General features: G+C 61.3%; 16 protein-coding genes. 15 read left to right on the top strand and 1 reads right to left on the bottom strand.

The genetic code is table 11. The features are described from left to right. Positions 1-75: 75 nt before the first annotated feature. The 9 genes from ACRHIG_RS09965 to ACRHIG_RS09925 all read left to right on the top strand — a co-directional run bounded on the left by ACRHIG_RS09965 (position 76) and on the right by ACRHIG_RS09925 (position 9,145). Positions 76-732, top strand: coding sequence for a PEP-CTERM sorting domain-containing protein (locus tag ACRHIG_RS09965; RefSeq protein ID WP_489630065.1), 657 nt, complete (start codon positions 76-78; stop codon positions 730-732). A 480-nt stretch (positions 733-1,212) separates the two neighbouring features. After that, the gene (locus ACRHIG_RS09960) at positions 1,213-2,682 is read left to right on the top strand and encodes a flagellin N-terminal helical domain-containing protein (protein ID WP_475417961.1); all 1,470 of its coding nucleotides are present in this window, start codon (positions 1,213-1,215) and stop codon (positions 2,680-2,682) included. Between the two features lie 84 nt (positions 2,683-2,766). Further along, positions 2,767-3,138, top strand: coding sequence for a flagellar protein FlaG (locus ACRHIG_RS09955; protein ID WP_475417962.1), 372 nt, complete (start codon positions 2,767-2,769; stop codon positions 3,136-3,138). A 230-nt stretch (positions 3,139-3,368) separates the two neighbouring features. Further along, positions 3,369-6,044: a flagellar filament capping protein FliD gene (gene fliD, locus ACRHIG_RS09950; RefSeq protein WP_489630064.1), complete on the top strand. Its 2,676-nt coding sequence runs from the start codon at positions 3,369-3,371 to the stop codon at positions 6,042-6,044. Between the two features lie 22 nt (positions 6,045-6,066). Continuing rightward, positions 6,067-6,513 (top strand): flagellar export chaperone FliS, encoded by a 447-nt coding sequence (gene fliS / locus ACRHIG_RS09945; protein WP_489630063.1) that lies wholly within the window; start codon positions 6,067-6,069, stop codon positions 6,511-6,513. Positions 6,514-6,516: 3 nt separating this feature from the next. Continuing rightward, positions 6,517-6,843, top strand: a complete 327-nt coding sequence (locus tag ACRHIG_RS09940; protein ID WP_475416606.1) for a flagellar protein FliT — start codon at positions 6,517-6,519, stop codon at positions 6,841-6,843. Between the two features lie 53 nt (positions 6,844-6,896). Further along, the gene (gene fliK, locus ACRHIG_RS09935; protein ID WP_489630062.1) at positions 6,897-8,054 is read left to right on the top strand and encodes a flagellar hook-length control protein FliK; all 1,158 of its coding nucleotides are present in this window, start codon (positions 6,897-6,899) and stop codon (positions 8,052-8,054) included. Next, entirely contained in the window at positions 8,047-8,373 is a 327-nt protein-coding gene (locus tag ACRHIG_RS09930) for an EscU/YscU/HrcU family type III secretion system export apparatus switch protein (protein ID WP_034754014.1), read from the top strand. Before fliK ends, ACRHIG_RS09930 begins: the two co-directional genes overlap by 8 nt. A gap of 25 nt (positions 8,374-8,398) precedes the next feature. After that, positions 8,399-9,145 carry a flagellar brake protein gene (locus ACRHIG_RS09925; RefSeq protein ID WP_475416608.1) on the top strand — a complete coding sequence of 249 codons (747 nt, stop codon included), beginning with the start codon at positions 8,399-8,401 and terminating at the stop codon, positions 9,143-9,145. Between the two features lie 78 nt (positions 9,146-9,223). Here the strand turns inward: ACRHIG_RS09925 and fliE are convergent, their stop codons facing one another. Then, positions 9,224-9,526 (bottom strand): flagellar hook-basal body complex protein FliE, encoded by a 303-nt coding sequence (gene fliE / locus ACRHIG_RS09920; protein WP_474295863.1) that lies wholly within the window; start codon positions 9,524-9,526, stop codon positions 9,224-9,226. Between fliE and ACRHIG_RS09915 the strand changes: the two genes are divergently transcribed. The 6 genes from ACRHIG_RS09915 to fliJ all read left to right on the top strand — a co-directional run bounded on the left by ACRHIG_RS09915 (position 9,423) and on the right by fliJ (position 15,194). Next, on the top strand, positions 9,423-9,779 hold the full coding sequence (locus ACRHIG_RS09915) for a hypothetical protein (protein WP_489630921.1): 357 nt from the start codon (positions 9,423-9,425) through the stop codon (positions 9,777-9,779). The two genes, fliE and ACRHIG_RS09915, sit on opposite strands and share 104 nt — an antisense overlap. An 84-nt stretch (positions 9,780-9,863) precedes the next feature. Further along, on the top strand, positions 9,864-11,579 hold the full coding sequence (fliF, locus tag ACRHIG_RS09910; protein WP_058049019.1) for a flagellar basal-body MS-ring/collar protein FliF: 1,716 nt from the start codon (positions 9,864-9,866) through the stop codon (positions 11,577-11,579). Beyond that, entirely contained in the window at positions 11,572-12,570 is a 999-nt protein-coding gene (fliG, locus tag ACRHIG_RS09905) for a flagellar motor switch protein FliG (protein ID WP_034754023.1), read from the top strand. The genes fliF and fliG overlap by 8 nt, the downstream gene beginning before the upstream one ends. 43 nt (positions 12,571-12,613) lie before the next feature. Further along, a complete protein-coding gene (locus ACRHIG_RS09900; protein WP_489630783.1) occupies positions 12,614-13,315 on the top strand; it encodes a flagellar assembly protein FliH in 702 nt (233 codons plus the stop codon). A gap of 89 nt (positions 13,316-13,404) precedes the next feature. After that, complete coding sequence (gene fliI, locus ACRHIG_RS09895) at positions 13,405-14,721, top strand: flagellar protein export ATPase FliI (protein WP_227742184.1); 1,317 nt, start codon at positions 13,405-13,407, stop codon at positions 14,719-14,721. 32 nt (positions 14,722-14,753) lie between these two features. Continuing rightward, a complete protein-coding gene (gene fliJ, locus ACRHIG_RS09890; RefSeq protein WP_230539667.1) occupies positions 14,754-15,194 on the top strand; it encodes a flagellar export protein FliJ in 441 nt (146 codons plus the stop codon). Positions 15,195-15,205: the final 11 nt, after the last annotated feature.

Genomic DNA, 15,205 nt, shown 5'->3' with positions numbered 1-15,205 from the left:
AAGAGATTACACACGGCAGTATAATTGCAATTATATAAACATTTTTATTAAATCAACCAATTTAGGGCATGTCATATGAAAAGAGATTTACTTAAGTGCATTAATGATAAAGCATCAAATAAGGTACTCGCACTCGCAATCTGTATGGCTGCAATCATGCCAGCGTCCTCCCAGGCTGCGGTCAAAGAAATTTCCATTTCAAGCAGCACGCATCTATCAACTTTTTACAACAACGGCACCACAAATACCTTCGATAATGGTGGCGTAGGGGCTGTCTTTGGCGGTGGATATACCCGCCTGTATGAGAAATTCATCTTACCCGCCTACGACCCCTCCCTCACCCTGACATCAGGGCTGTTATGGACACCGACGACTGGCCGTAGCATGGAGGTGTATCTTACCGATGGTAATTGGGTATCCTTTAATTATTACACCGCTCCAAAAGCCATCGGAGGATTGGTAGCAAAGACAGCAACCGACAAAAAGCAAAATAAACCCATCGACCTGACAGAATATCTGAACAAGGCTTATAAGAATGGCACGCCTGTGGGATTCATGATGAAGTCCGCCATCGAGGGACAAAACTGGACTGACGCCACCATTTTCCCATCAGGTGCTCAAAAGTTGTCGCTGACTTTTACCTCCGCAGTTCCCGAACCCGAAACTTATGCCATGTTACTTACCGGTTTAGGCATGATGGGTTTCATCATACGGCGCCGTCGGAAAGCCTGAACGCAACAACTGACGAATAACATGCTATGGATTGGCTACGAACACGGCGTTCGCCCTATTACTTCTTTAAAAAGATCCTGATCACCTTTACCGCAGCGTGTCCCTGCTCCTGCCCAACGAAGGCCCGGATAGTGGCCGATGACGCCCATTCCACGTCACATGCCGTCCCGCCACCCGGCTGGACGGCATTTTCCATTCCAAAACAACAACATTTTCTCCCGTTCCAGCGCTTCGGCAGTATCCCTGCGATATGAAAATAAAACTTTTTCTACCCTCAAGTTTCTCTAAACCATGTCGTCTAGCGCACGGCCAGCGGCAAACTGAAGGGCTAAAAATTAAAATTTAAAGCGTTTTTCGCCATAAATTTTCCCGCAGAGCAACCGTTACCCTAAACAACAGCGGCTTGATTGCCCCGGAACAGCGGGGCAGGCCAAAGTGAATAGCACATAGCGCAATGTAGTACCTGTCTGGAGAATTATCATGGCTGCAGTAATTAACACCAACATCTCGTCCCTGAATTCGCAACGCAACCTGTCGACCTCGCAGTCGGCCCTGAGCACCTCGCTGCAACGCTTGTCCTCCGGTCTGCGTATTAACAGCGCCAAGGATGACGCTGCTGGTCTGGCGATTTCCGACCGTATGACGTCGCAAATCCGCGGCATGACCCAAGCCACCCGCAATGCCAACGACGGCGTCTCGCTGGCTCAAACGGCCGAGGGCGCACTGTCGAGCTCGGGCGACATCCTGCAACGTATCCGCGAACTGGCCGTGCAATCGTCGAACGCCACCAACTCGTCGAGCGACCGCCAGGCGCTGCAAACCGAGGTTGGCCAACTGAGCTCGGAATTGAACCGTATCGCCCAAACCACCTCGTTCAACGGCCAGGCGCTGCTGGATGGCACCATGGGTACGGCCAACTTCCAGGTCGGCGCCGACGCGAATCAGCTGATTTCCGCCAGTGGCGCGAACTTCCTGACGAATACCTACGGGAATAACCGCGTTGCAAACGACTCGGCCGTTGTACTCGCCACCTCGAACGCCGATGCCGCCACCAAGGCCATCAAGATTTCCGGCTCGCTCGGTACGGCAACCTATAACACCACCGCCGCCACTGAAACGGCCAAGGGTATCGCTGCCGGCGTGAACAAACTGACGTCGAGCACCGGCGTGACGGCAACGGCATCCACCGAAGCCAACCTGGCACTGGGTTCGAACGAAGCGTATTCGATCGATGTAAAAGGCGACAACGCCAACGCCGTGACCGTTTCGTTCTCGGTTGGCGCCGGTCAAACGGCCTCGGACTATGCCGCAGGTATCAACGCCTTCAATGCGCAATCGGCAAAAACCGGCATTACCGCCGAATACGATGCCAAAAACGGCGGTATCAAGCTGAACCATGCCACCGGCGCGGACATCAACTTGAAAAACTCCGGCACAGCGGCTAATACGACGTTCGCCGTCGGCAGCTACAACCACACGACCAACGCAGTGGTAGCTGGCGTCACGCCTACGGCAGCAGCTGCCACGGCAGTCGTCAACGGCCACGTGACCTACGATTCGGACAGCAGCTTCGCCGTGACCGATGCTTCCGCATTTGCCACCGGCACGGGCGCCACGGGTGTATCGAAACTGAGCTCCGTTGCTGACATCGACGTCACCACGTTTGATGGCGCACAATCGGCACTGAAAGTTGCTGATGCAGCCCTGGCCCGCGTCAACGGCCAACGCGCCCAGTACGGTGCTTTGCAATCGCGCTTCTCGTCGGCGATTTCGAACCTGCAATCGACCACGGAAAACCTGTCCTCGTCGCGCAGCCGCATCGTCGATACCGACTTTGCTGCGGAAACGGCCAGCCTGACCCGTGGCCAGATCCTGCAACAAGCCGGTACCGCCATGCTGGCGCAAGCGAACTCGCTGCCTAACGGCGTGCTGAGCCTGCTGCGCGGCTAATCTTCGATTAGCCTCGTAACATCGCAGGACTCAGGTTCCCCTGCCGGATTTTTTCGGCAGGGGAATTTTCACTAGGAGAGCACCATGACTATTGAGACGATAGCGGCCGCCCCGGCGAGCCGGATTGATAAAAGTTACACCTCGGCAGACATACCGCCGGCCCGCAGCGCCGCACCGCGCAGCGCCGACACCCATGACGCAGTGGCACTGCAGCAACACAGCCCGGAACCAAGCCGTGCCCAGCTGGATCAGGCGGTATCAGAACTGAACCAGTCATCGCAAACCAAGACGCAGGGCCTGGAATTTGCCATCGATGAAGATAGCCAGCGCACGGTGGTCAAAGTGATAGACCAGGAAACCAAGGAAGTGCTGCGGCAGATCCCGACCAAGGAAGCATTGGCGCTGGCCAAGGCCTTCGACTCGGCCAAAGGCTCCCTGATCAGTCAAAGCGTCTGACGGATGAAGCTCCGTCCGTACGCGCAGCAGTGTATCGCCATGCATCGGCACGACATCGGGGTCCGCAGCTTGCCTGCCGGACCCCGTATTATTATTCCAGTTTAACAATCATTTTCACGCGCCAGCCCGCATTCTGGCCCGAATTGAAAACAACGCGGTAAATCCCCCTCTCAAGTCCTGATTGAATCTGCCGATAACAGCTTATATTAGTGTTTTCCTAGGAGCATGCAGTGGCCATCACACCAACCTTATCCTCTCCAGGCATCGGCAACAGCACGCTGGATGTGAATGCCATCATCGAGAAGCTGATGACGGCGGAATCGGTGCCACTGGGTACCTACGACAAAAAAACCGCCTCGTACCAGGCAAAGCTGAGTGCACTCGGCACTCTGAGCGGTACGATCAGCACCTTCCAGAATTCGCTCTCTTCGCTGAGCAAAACGGATAACTTCCGGGCAGTGTCGGCCACGCCGACCGATCCGTTGATCCTGACGGCAACGGCCGGCGCCAAGGCCGTCGCCGGCAGCTACAACATCAATGTCAGCCAGATGGCACAGGCGCAGACACTGACCACGAGCGGCATGTCGAGCAAGCTTTCGAATATTGGCCTGGGTGCCAAAACCACCATTTCCTTCCAGCTTGGCTCGGTTGGCGGCGGCACCTTTGGCCTCGCTGGTACCAAACTCAGCGGTAATACCTTGCTCACCGGCATTAACAACGGTTCGCTGAGCATCAACGGCACGGCCATCCCCACTGACGCCACCACCAAGAGCGCGCGTGCACTGGCAGAAGCCATCAATGCCAAGAGCAGCACCACCGGCGTCACGGCCACGGCACAACCGGTATCGTCCGATCCGGCCATGTTCAGCGTTTTTGGCAATGTCAGCACAGCCGCAGGCAGCAGCTACTCGCTGTCGGTCGGTGGCGTCGAGATCTTCACGCAAGGTGAAAATGTGGCGGCTGGCGCAGGCCTGACTGCTGCCAGCCTCGACACGACGCTGGAGGGACCGAATTCCGTCTCGAATGCCTTGGCGGCGGCCAACATCACGGTCACCGGCAAGGCCGCCGACGGCACCCTGAAATTCACGCGTGCCGACGGTTCCAACCTGAACATTGAAGAAGTCGTCACGGGCGACACCCGCGGCGGCATAGGGCACGCGGCCGGCGCCGTCAATGACGGCTCCAATGTCACCATCGCCAGCTCGATCACACTGGCTTCCAGCAACGCCAGCCCCATCACGATCGGCGGCAGCAACCCTGCCGCCGCTGGCTTGACGGCCGGCTCCGGCGGCGCCTACATGGATACCAACTTCACCCAGGACGGCAACCAGTCGACGGGGTCGGTGGTGATCGATTCGAGCAACAATACCCTGCAAGGTATCCGCGACGCCATCAACAACGCCGGACTAGGCGTAACAGCGAGCATCGTCTCAGACGGCACGGACAAGCCTTTTCACCTGGTGCTTGCGTCGACCAAGACGGGCGCCAGTTCGGCGATGAAAATCACGCTGAGCGGCAGCGACGGTCAGCCAGCCGACAGCGCGTTGACAGCGCTGCTGGCGTATGACCCCTCCGGCGTGCAAAACTTGAAACAGAACAGCGCTGCGCAAAATACGCAGCTCAGCGTCAATGGCATTCCCATCACAAATAGTTCGAACAGCATCGACAGCGCCATCGAGGGCGTGACCATCAACGTGGCGAAGGTAGGTTCAACCAACCTTTCCGTCTCAAAAGACATTTCCACCGTCAAGACCAGCATCAATGCCTTCGTCAAGGCGTACAACGAGTTGAATACGGCAATGGCCAAGCTGACCTCGTACGATCCCGATACCAAGGCAGCCGGCCTGCTGCTGGGAGACTCCACCGCCCTTTCCATCCAGAGCCAGTTGCGCAAACAGATGGGCATGCCGATTACCGGCCTGACGGGTAACCTGACCACCATGAGCCAGGTCGGCATTTCGTTTCAAAAGGATGGCAGCCTGACCTTGGACACGGCCAAGCTGGACAAGGCAATTGGCGCGAACTTTTCCGATGTCGCGGGCCTGTTTGCAGCCTTGGGCAAGACCACCGACAGCACCGTATCCTTCACCAGTTCCACCTCGGCCACCAAGCCCGGCACGTATGCGCTGAACGTGACGAACATGGCCAGCCAGGGCACGCTGAAAGGCAATGCGGCCCTGCCCGCCAGCACCGTGATTGGCAGCGATACCGTGTGGAACGTAACCCTGAATGACAGCACGCCGGCGGTGGCGAAAAATACCGCCAAAGTGATCATTCCTGCCGGCAGCTATACCCCCACTCAACTGGCGAGCCTGATCCAGTCGTCGATCAATGGCATCAAGGCCTTTTCCGATACGGGTTCCTCGGTGGCCGCCACTATTGATGGCGACGGCAAGCTCAGCGTGGCATCAGCCCGTTATGGCTCCGTCTCCAATATTGCCATTTCGAATGGCACGGGCACGCCCATTGACGGCCTGTTTGGCGGCGCCACGCCAACCGTCGGCACTGACGTGGCCGGCACCATAGGCGGACAACCGGTCGTCGGGTCCGGCCAGAGTCTGACTGGGGCCGCCGGATCGCCAGCGGAAGGTTTGAAAGTAGAAATTACCGGCGGCACCATCGGTTCACGCGGCAATATTAGTTTTTCGCAAGGCTACGCTTATCAGCTGAACAATCTGGCCACGTCCTTTCTCGGCACGGGCGGCATGATCACCAGCCGCACCAAAGGCATCAACGACAGCATCACGCAAGTGGCCGAGCAACGCCAGCGTTTCTCGGACAAGCTGAGCACGATCGAGGCGCGCTACCGCGCCCAGTATTCGCGCCTTGACGTGACTCTGAGCAGCCTGGCGACCACGCAATCATATTTGACCCAGCAGCTGGCCGCCATCGCCGCCAACCGTTAAGCCCAATCATCAGGAGAATTACATGTTTGGAACCCAACAACGCGGCGTCAACGCCTATGCCAAGGTCGGCCTGGAAACGGGCATCGTCTCGGCCTCGCCGCACAAGCTGATCGTGATGCTGTACGACGGCGCCCTGGTGGCCGTGCTCAGCGCGCAAGTGCACATGAAATCGGGCAATGTGCCGGAAAAAGGCAAGTCCATCTCGAAAGCCATCCAGATCATCGACAATGGCTTGCGCGCCAGCCTGGACAAGGACGCGGGCGGCGAGATCGCCGAAGGCCTCGACGCCCTGTATGAATACATGAGCGCGCGCCTGCTGACGGCCAACCTGAACAACGATATCAGCGTGCTGGAAGAAGTGCAGCGCCTGCTCACCGACTTGCGTGAAACCTGGAACGCCATTGGTTCCACCCCCGCCGCCATTCCCGGCGCCGATCTGAAACGTATGCCCAGCCTTGCGAGCGCCTGATCCATGATGACCCATCAAGAAGTCCTGACCACCTACGAAACCATGCAGTCCCTGACGGGCCGGATGGTGACCGCCGCCGGCAACGCCGACTGGGACGCGCTCGAAGCGCTGGAGCAGCAAGTCAGCGCGCATGTGGCCGCGCTGAAGGCGAATGAAGCAAAAATCGTGCTGGAAAGCGCCGGCCGCCAGCGCAAGGTCGCCCTGATCAAGCAGATCCTGGAAGACGACCGCAAGATCCGCGACCTGACCATGCCGTGGATGGCGCAACTGTCCAAGCTGATCAGCAGCACGGGCACCGAGCGGCGCCTGGTCAACGCCTACGGCGTCTAAACGCCCACGGGGCAAGGTCAGCTATCATGTTGCCGAAGATGGATGCGATCGGCATGACACCCTTGACCCCGGTCAAGGTCACGCGTCCGGCCGATGCCGTGGCCGACCCGCGCCAGGCGGAGTTCCAGCGCTCGCTGCAGGGACTGATCGGCAAATCCATGCAGGGACAGGTGCTGGCCCGCATGGGCGACGGCAGCTTCCTCGTGCGCGTGGCCGGCACGCCGGCCCGCATGCAGCTGCCGGCCGGCGCCCAGGCGGGCACGGAAATCCCGCTGACCTTGATCGGCATCAATCCCCGCCCCTCTTTTCAAATCGGCAATAACCGCGACCAGCCCGCCGGCACCCTGCTGACGTATGCGGACGCGGAAGCCGAGCCCGAGGCAGCCGACCTGCGCGGCCCCCAGGCCGGCGCCGCCCAGGCCGGCACGCGCGCCAGCAGCACGGCCGCCACCCTGCTCAGCCGGGCGCCCCTGACGCCAGCCAATCTGCTGCCCGCCCTCGCCGGCGACACGCCAGCGCCCGAACTGAGCACCACCGCGCGCGCCATCAGCAGCGTGCTCAGCCAGGCGGAAAGCGTGCCCGGCGCGCCCCTGGCGCTGGTCGGCAAGACGCCGCTGATGGCCACGCCGGGCGCCAATCCCGCCCAGGTGGCGCAGAAACTGCAGGATGCCGTCGGCAACAGTGGCCTGTTCTATGAATCGCATGTGGCCGAATGGGCCGAAGGCAAGCGGCCGCTGGCGTCGCTGCTGCTGGAGCCGCAAATGCAGAAGGCGGCACAGGGCGACATCCCAAGGACGGGCACCGACCTGGCTTCGGCGCAACTGATCAATTTGCAGCTGCATACGCACGAACAGGCGCGCGTGCAGTGGCAGGGCGAAGCCTGGCCCGGGCAGAAGATGCAGTGGGATATCAGCCGCGATGCGCCGGAGGGACAGCAGCACGAGGGCCGTGACGGAGACGAGGAAGCGACGGCCTGGCGCAGCAATGTGCGCTTCCAGTTCCCCCTGCTGGGCGACCTGGCGGCGCACGTGGTGTTGCAGGGCGGCAGCGTGGCCATACAGATGCAGGCCGGCAGCGAAGCCAGCGCCGACACCCTGCGCCAGCATGCGGCGCGCCTGGAAGCATCGCTAGCCGCGGCCGGCTGGCCCCTGTCGTCCCTGAGCATCGCCGGCAAGCCGCAGGCGGCGGCAGCTGGAGACGGCGATGCTTGACGACAGCAGGCGCAAGGTGCCGCAGACGGCCGTCGCCCTCGCCTACCAGAGCGGCACGCCGGCGCCCAAGGTGGTGGCCAAGGGCAGCGGCCTGATCGCGGATCAGATCATCAGCACGGCGCGCGAACACGGCGTCTTCGTGCATGAATCGAAGGAATTGGTGGCCTTGCTGATGGATGTCGACCTGGACCGCCAGATTCCGCCGGGCCTGTATCGGGCGATTGCGGAACTGCTGGCCTGGTTATATCATATTGAATCTGCGAATGGCGGGCCCATCCCGCCGCCGCCCGACACCAGCGTCAACCTCACCGATACATAGACAGGCATCAATGCAAGCACATATTATGGATTCCGGCCTCGAAAACTGGCACGATTTTGAAGTGGAATCGCGGCGGGAAATCATCGCCTTGCTGCGTGGCATCAGCGAAAAGAACCAGCTGATCCGCATGCTGATCCACGGTGAATCCGATGTGTGCGTCACTTCCATCCTGGAAGTCGATGCCGAACGCAATACCGTCATCCTCGACCGTTCCGTGAACGCCGACCAGAACCGGCGCATGGTGGCCGCCACGGGCATCTCGTTTGAAACCTCGCTCGACAAGATCCGCATCCTGTTTGCCAGCGCCCTGGTGGAAGAGTGCAACTACGGCGGCACGCCCGCCTTGAAAATTGCCATTCCAGAAACATTGATCCGCTTGCAGCGGCGCGAGTATTACCGCATGACGACGCCCGTGAGCAATCCCGTGCGCGTGGCGATTCCCCTGCCCCCATCGCTGGGCGGCGCCGACACGCTGTTCCCGCTGGCCGACATCAGCTGCGGCGGCATCGCCATCCTCGACAATAAACTGATGCTGGGCGAGACCATCGGCAGGGACTATCCCGGCTGCCGCATCGACTTGCCCGACGTCGGCATCGTCACCGCAACTTTGCAAATTCGCAATTCGCTGGACATGACCCTGCTGAACAACAAGCTGAACCGCCGCCTGGGCTGCCAATTCGTCGACCTGCCGCGCAGCATGCTGGCGCACGTGCAGCGCTATATCACGCGGCTGGAGCGTGAGAGAAATGCACGGATGGCAGGGTTGGGCTGATCATAGTTAACCCAAAACGCAGGGCCGGGGTCGGACCCGGCGGGTCCGACCCCAGTCTTCGTTTTGGGTTCTCAACAGTTAAACTTGCATGTTCATGATCTCATGATACGCAGAAACTAATTTATTGCGCACCTGCACGGTCGCCTGGAATTCGATGCTCGACTTCTGCATCGACACCATCACGTCCGACAGGCTGACCTTTTCGTCGCCCATGGTAAAGCGCTGGCCCAGCGCCGACGAGGCCTTCTGCGCGCCGCTCACGGAATCGAGCGCGCTCTTGAAGGCGTCGGCAAAATTCACCTTCGCCGCCGGAGCCTCGGTCTGGATCGCCGGTATTTTCGCCTCCGGCCGCGTGGCCGCCGACTTCAGTTGCGCGATCATCGCCTCGATCCTGCTGCTATCGATACCGCCTGTTTTCACTTCGCCTCCCGATTCTGGTCTGCTGCATAACTGTTCCTTGCCTGTTGCACCCAGAGAACAAAACTCCAGCCTGCAAGGCAACGACGGGTACAATAACTTCCGTCACATGTTGCCAGGGTTCCACAATACCAGCGCCAACGCCAGCCGCTCGGCCGAGCAGGCGGCAAAAGCGCCTTCTATTTGGACGATTGAAGCGCGTGACAGTGGCGGATAATTCTGCATATCGCCCCTCCTCCAGTGGAAGCGGCCCCCACGCACTACCTAACATACGTAAATACACGCGCCCCGGAAGGCAATCATGGCTGTAGCCGAAGAAATCGATGTGAACCGCATACCGCCGGAACCGGCGCCTGCCCGCTCGCCCGTGGAATCCGTGCAAGCCTTCGCCAAGACGCCGATGGGCAAGAATTTCCTGCGCGGCCTGGGCGTGGCGGCGCTGATCGCCATCGGCGTGGCCCTGTACATGTGGAACCAGCCGCCCGAGTACAAGGTGCTGTTTTCCAACTACACGGACCGCGACGGCGGCGCCATCACCGCATCGCTGGACCAGCTGGGCATCAAGCACAAGTTTTCCGAAGGCGGCGGCGCCATTCTCGTGCCGTCCGAGCAAGTCCACGACGCGCGCCTGAAGCTGGCGGCGCAAGGCTTGCCGAAGGGCGGCAACGTGGGCTTCGAGCTGATGGAAAACCAGAAGCTCGGCGTATCGCAATTCCTGGAACAGGTCAATTTCCAGCGCGCGCTCGAGGGCGAGCTGGCGAAATCGATCGAATCCGTGTCCGCCGTCGATACGGCCAGAGTCCACCTGGCCCTGCCCAAACCATCCGTCTTCGTGCGCGAACAGCAAAAACCGACGGCTTCGGTGCTGCTGAACCTGCATCCGGGCCGCGGCCTGGACCAGCTGCAGGTGAGCGCCATCGTGCACCTGGTGGCGTCCAGCGTGCCGGAATTGCTGCCGATCAATGTCACCGTGGTCGACCAGGCCGGCACCTTGCTGTCGAACCAGGAAAAGGATAAGGACCGTGCCAACGGCATCAAGAGCCTGGATCCGAACCAGCTGAAGTACGTGCAGCAATTGCAGCAAAGCGTGATCAAGCAGGTCGAATCGATCCTGCTGCCCATCGTCGGCGAAGGCAATGTGCGCGCCGAAGCGACGGCCGATGTTGATTTTTCGCAAAGCGAGCAGGCGGCCGAAACCTACAAGCCGAACTCGCCGCCGGAAGCGTCCACCATCCGCAGCCAGCAAACGAGCGAATCGACGGGCGCCGGCAATGCTAACCCGTCCGGCGTGCCGGGCGCGCTGTCGAACCAGCCGCCGGGCGTAGCCACGGCGCCATTGACGGCCGAGGCGCCGGGCGCCCCGGGCGGCGCACCGACGGCGCCGACGCAAAAGGAATCGACGACGAATTACGAAGTCGACAAGACCGTGCGCTACGAACAGAAATCCATGGGCGGCCTGCGCCGCCTGTCGGTGGCCGTCGTCGTCAACTACCGCCGCAGCTTCGACAAGGATGGCAAGGTCACGGTCAAGCCGATTTCCCCTGCCGAAATGGTCCAGATCAATAATCTGGTCAAGGAAGCGATGGGCTACAACAAGGAACGCGGCGACAGCTTCAGCGTGGCCAACTCGCCGTTCGACGGCATCGACCGCGCGCCGGAAGGCAAGCTGGAGTGGTGGCGCGACCCGGCCAACTTGCCGCTGGCCAAGGAACTGGCAAAATTCCTCATCACGGCCCTGATCCTGCTGTATATCTTCATCAAGATCGTGCGCCCGATGCTGCGCCCCGTGATGCGCAAGATCGACGATTTCGGCGCCCCGCCGCCCGTCATCGAGCCGGAACTAGCCAAGGACGGCGAAGAAAACGAAGTCCTGCTCAGCGAAGCGGAGCTGGAAGAACTGGAAGAAGACACGGCGCGCGGCTACCGCGAAAACCTGGCGATGGCCCGGAAACTGGCGCAGGAAGACCCGCGCGTGGTGGCCAACGTCATCAAAGCATGGATAGGCAATAATGACTGAGACAACGGGACTGCAAAAAGCATCGATCCTGATGCTGGCACTGGGCGAGAGCGAAGCGGCCGAGGTGATGAAATTCCTCGGCCCGCGCGAAGTGCTGAAACTGGGCGCCGCCATGGCCACCATGAAGGGCATCGCGCACGAACAGGTGGTCGAGGTGCTCGGCGACTTCCGCGCGCAGACGGAACTCAATTCCACCGTCGGCCTCGATTCGGACGAATACATCCGACAAGTCCTCACCAAGGCGCTGGGCGACGACAAGGCGTCCGTGCTGCTGTCGCGCATACTGGGCGGCAAGGATGCGTCCGGCATCGAATCGCTGAAGTGGATGGATTCGCAATCCGTGTCCGAGCTGATCCGCAACGAGCACCCGCAGATCATCGCCACCATCCTGGTCCACCTGGAACGCGACCAGGCCTGCGAAATCCTCGGCCATTTCACGGACCGCCTGCGCAACGACGTGGTGCTGCGCATCGCCACCCTGGACGGCGTCCAGCCGGCAGCCTTGCGCGAGCTCAACGACGTGCTGACGAAACTGCTGTCGGGTAACGAAAACATCAAGAAATCGTCGCTGGGCGGCGTGCGCGCGGCGGCCGAGATCCTGAACTTCATGAGCGGCGAGCAGGAAGGCTCCGTCATGGACAATATCAAGAATTACGACAATGACATGGCGCAAAAGATCATGGACGAAATGTTCGTGTTCGACAACGTGATCGATATCGACGACCGCGGCATCCAGCTGCTGCTGCGCGAAGTGCAGTCGGAAATGCTGATCATCGCCCTGAAAGGCGCCTCGCAGGAACTGCGCGACAAGATCTTCAAGAACATGTCGCAGCGCGCCGGCGAGATGATGCGCGAAGACCTCGAGTCGAAAGGCCCCGTGCGCCTGTCGGAAGTGGAATCGCAGCAGAAACAGATCCTGCAGATCGTGCGCCGCCTGGCGGACGAGGGACAGATTGTCTTAGGCGGAAAAGGCGAGGATTCGTTTGTCTAATCTGATTCCCAAAGAGCAGCAAACCGCCTACCAGCGCTGGGAAATGACCTCGTTTGGCGACGAGCGTCCCAGCGTGGTGGCGGCGCGCAAGCTGCTCGAACCGGACCCCGAGCCCGAGTTCGACCCATTTGCCGAGCTGCACGAGGAAGAACCGGCCCCGCCGCTCGAATACCCGACGCAGGAAGAACTCGACGCCATCCGCGAAGAGGCGCGCGCCACGGCCTTCGACGAAGGCCGCGCGGCCGGCTACGCGGAAGGCCATGCGGCCGGACATGCCGATGGGCACGCGCAATCGTATGCGGAAGGCAAGGCGGCTTCCGCCATCGAGCTGGCGCATCTGCAGACCATCGCCGTCGACTTCGGCACGGCAGTGCAGCACGCCGACGAGCTGATCGCCAACGACGTCATGGAACTGGCCTTGCAGCTGGCCAAGGGCATGCTGAAGACGGCCTTGCCCGTGCGTCCCGAACTGATGCTGCCGATGGTGCGCGAAGCCATCGAATACTTGCCTGTGCTACAACAACCTGCCTTGCTGATGCTCAACCCGGAAGACGCGCAAGTCGTGCGCGACGGTATCGGCGATGAGCTCGACAAAGGTGGCTGGCGCGTCATCGAAGATCCGTCCGTGGAACGCGGCGGTTGCAAGATCGATACGGCCAGCAACCAGATCGACGCGCAGGCATCCACCCGCTGGCACCGCCTGACGCATGCGCTGGGCAAAGACCTGGACTGGCTGGCGCCGTGAGCGAGCCCGTCAAAGGCCCCACGGCCCATGCGGCGCGCTGGCGCGCCTACCTGAGCGACTGTTCGGCCGTGGTCGGCTTTGTCGAACCGATGCAGATTTCAGGCCGCGTCACGCGCGTGGCCGGCCTGGTGATGGAAGCCGTGGGCCTGCGCCTGGCCGTCGGCGCCGCCTGTACCGTGCCGCTGCCGAATGGCGGCCGGGTCGAGGCGGAAGTGGTGGGTTTTGAAGGCGACCGCCTGTTCCTGATGCCGCAAAGCGACGTCGAGGGCATCGTGCCCGGCACGCGCGTGTTTTCCGTCGAACCGGCCATTCCCCGCCCCGGCAGCGTGGCGCACCCGCGCCGCCGCCCCAGCGACCGCGCGCGCCACCTGCCCGTCGGACCGCAGCTGCTGGGCCGCGTGCTCGACGGCGCGGGCCGGCCGCTGGACCAGCTCGGTCCGCTGCACACGACCGACAGCGCCCCCATCAACGTGCGCCCCGCCAATCCCCTGGGCCGCGCGCCCATCGTCGACACGCTCGACGTGGGCGTGCGCTCGATCAATGCCATGCTGACCGTGGGCCGTGGCCAGCGCATGGGCCTGTTCGCCGGTTCCGGCGTGGGCAAGAGCGTGCTGCTGGGCATGATGGCCCGCTACACGGAGGCGGACGTGATCGTCGTCGGCCTGATCGGCGAACGGGGCCGCGAAGTCAAGGAATTCATCGAGCAAATCCTCGGCCCCGAAGGTCTGGCCCGTTCCGTCGTCGTGGCCGCGCCGGCCGACACGCCGCCGCTGATGCGCCTGCAAGGGGCCGCGTATGCGACGGCGATTGCCGAACATTTCCGCGACCAGGGGCAAAACGTGCTGCTGATCATGGATTCCCTGACCCGCTACGCCATGGCACAGCGCGAAATCGCCCTGGCCATCGGCGAACCGCCCGCCACCAAGGGCTATCCGCCATCCGTCTTCGCCAAGCTGCCCGTGCTGGTGGAACGGGCCGGCAATGGCGAGGAAGGCGGCGGCTCGATCACCGCGTTCTACACCGTGCTGACCGAGGGCGACGACCAGCAGGACCCGATCGCCGACTCGGCGCGCGCCATCCTGGACGGGCATATCGTGCTGAACCGGCGCCTGGCCGAGGCGGGCCACTACCCCGCCATCGACATCGAGCAATCGATTTCGCGCGCGGCCCACTCGATCACCACGCATGAGCACCAGCAGCAGGCGCGCAAGCTGAAACAGCTGTATTCGCGCTACGAACGCAGCCGCGACCTGATCAGCGTGGGCGCCTACAGCGCCGGCACCGACCCCGTGCTGGACCAGGCCATCGCCCTGCATGAAAAGATCGAAGCGTTTTTACAGCAGCAAATCACGGAACGGGTCAGCATGGACGAGAGCTTGGGGCAACTTACCGCTCTATTCGACTGATTAGGACTTGCATAGCGGGAATATAATCAGCCATGGCTTCTCCTTCCCAACTTGCAACCCTGATCGACCTGGCCCAGCGCGAAACGGACGATTGCGCCAAGCGCCTCGGTGCGGCCCTGAAAGCGCTCGACGATTGCCGCCAGAAGCTCGACATGCTGTCCGGCTACCGCGACGACTATGCCAAGCGTTTCGAGACGAGCATGAGCAGCGGCATCACGCCCATGGCTTACCGCAACTTCCAGGCCTTCATGGTCAAGCTCGACAGCGCCATCCTGGGCCAGCAGCAAGTGGTCGAACATGCGCAAGCGCGCAGCGAGAATGAAAAGATGCGCTGGCAGCTGGCCGAACGCAAGCGCATGTCGTACACCACCCTGAACAACCGGGCGCAGGAACAGGCGCTGAAGCTGGAAAACAAGCGCGACCAGAAAGCAATGGATGAGCACGCGGCGCGACAAGCCTATTACAAACGCTAAGCAACACTGAG

It is taken from the genome of Janthinobacterium sp. C22 (genome assembly GCF_057919405.1).
The sequence above is the reverse complement of the archived record's forward strand: the minus strand, read 5'-3'. Positions and strand labels throughout refer to the sequence as shown.

Coding starts and splice junctions, on each gene's coding strand:
- ACRHIG_RS09965 (WP_489630065.1), top strand. CDS start 76: ATGAAAAGAGATTTACTTAAGTGCATTAATGATAAAGCATCAAATAAG.
- ACRHIG_RS09960 (WP_475417961.1), top strand. CDS start 1,213: ATGGCTGCAGTAATTAACACCAACATCTCGTCCCTGAATTCGCAACGC.
- ACRHIG_RS09955 (WP_475417962.1), top strand. CDS start 2,767: ATGACTATTGAGACGATAGCGGCCGCCCCGGCGAGCCGGATTGATAAA.
- fliS (WP_489630063.1), top strand. CDS start 6,067: ATGTTTGGAACCCAACAACGCGGCGTCAACGCCTATGCCAAGGTCGGC.
- ACRHIG_RS09940 (WP_475416606.1), top strand. CDS start 6,517: ATGATGACCCATCAAGAAGTCCTGACCACCTACGAAACCATGCAGTCC.
- fliK (WP_489630062.1), top strand. CDS start 6,897: ATGACACCCTTGACCCCGGTCAAGGTCACGCGTCCGGCCGATGCCGTG.
- ACRHIG_RS09930 (WP_034754014.1), top strand. CDS start 8,047: ATGCTTGACGACAGCAGGCGCAAGGTGCCGCAGACGGCCGTCGCCCTC.
- ACRHIG_RS09925 (WP_475416608.1), top strand. CDS start 8,399: ATGGATTCCGGCCTCGAAAACTGGCACGATTTTGAAGTGGAATCGCGG.
- fliE (WP_474295863.1), bottom strand. CDS start 9,526: ATGATCGCGCAACTGAAGTCGGCGGCCACGCGGCCGGAGGCGAAAATA.
- fliF (WP_058049019.1), top strand. CDS start 9,864: ATGGCTGTAGCCGAAGAAATCGATGTGAACCGCATACCGCCGGAACCG.
- fliG (WP_034754023.1), top strand. CDS start 11,572: ATGACTGAGACAACGGGACTGCAAAAAGCATCGATCCTGATGCTGGCA.
- ACRHIG_RS09900 (WP_489630783.1), top strand. CDS start 12,614: ATGACCTCGTTTGGCGACGAGCGTCCCAGCGTGGTGGCGGCGCGCAAG.
- fliI (WP_227742184.1), top strand. CDS start 13,405: ATGCAGATTTCAGGCCGCGTCACGCGCGTGGCCGGCCTGGTGATGGAA.
- fliJ (WP_230539667.1), top strand. CDS start 14,754: ATGGCTTCTCCTTCCCAACTTGCAACCCTGATCGACCTGGCCCAGCGC.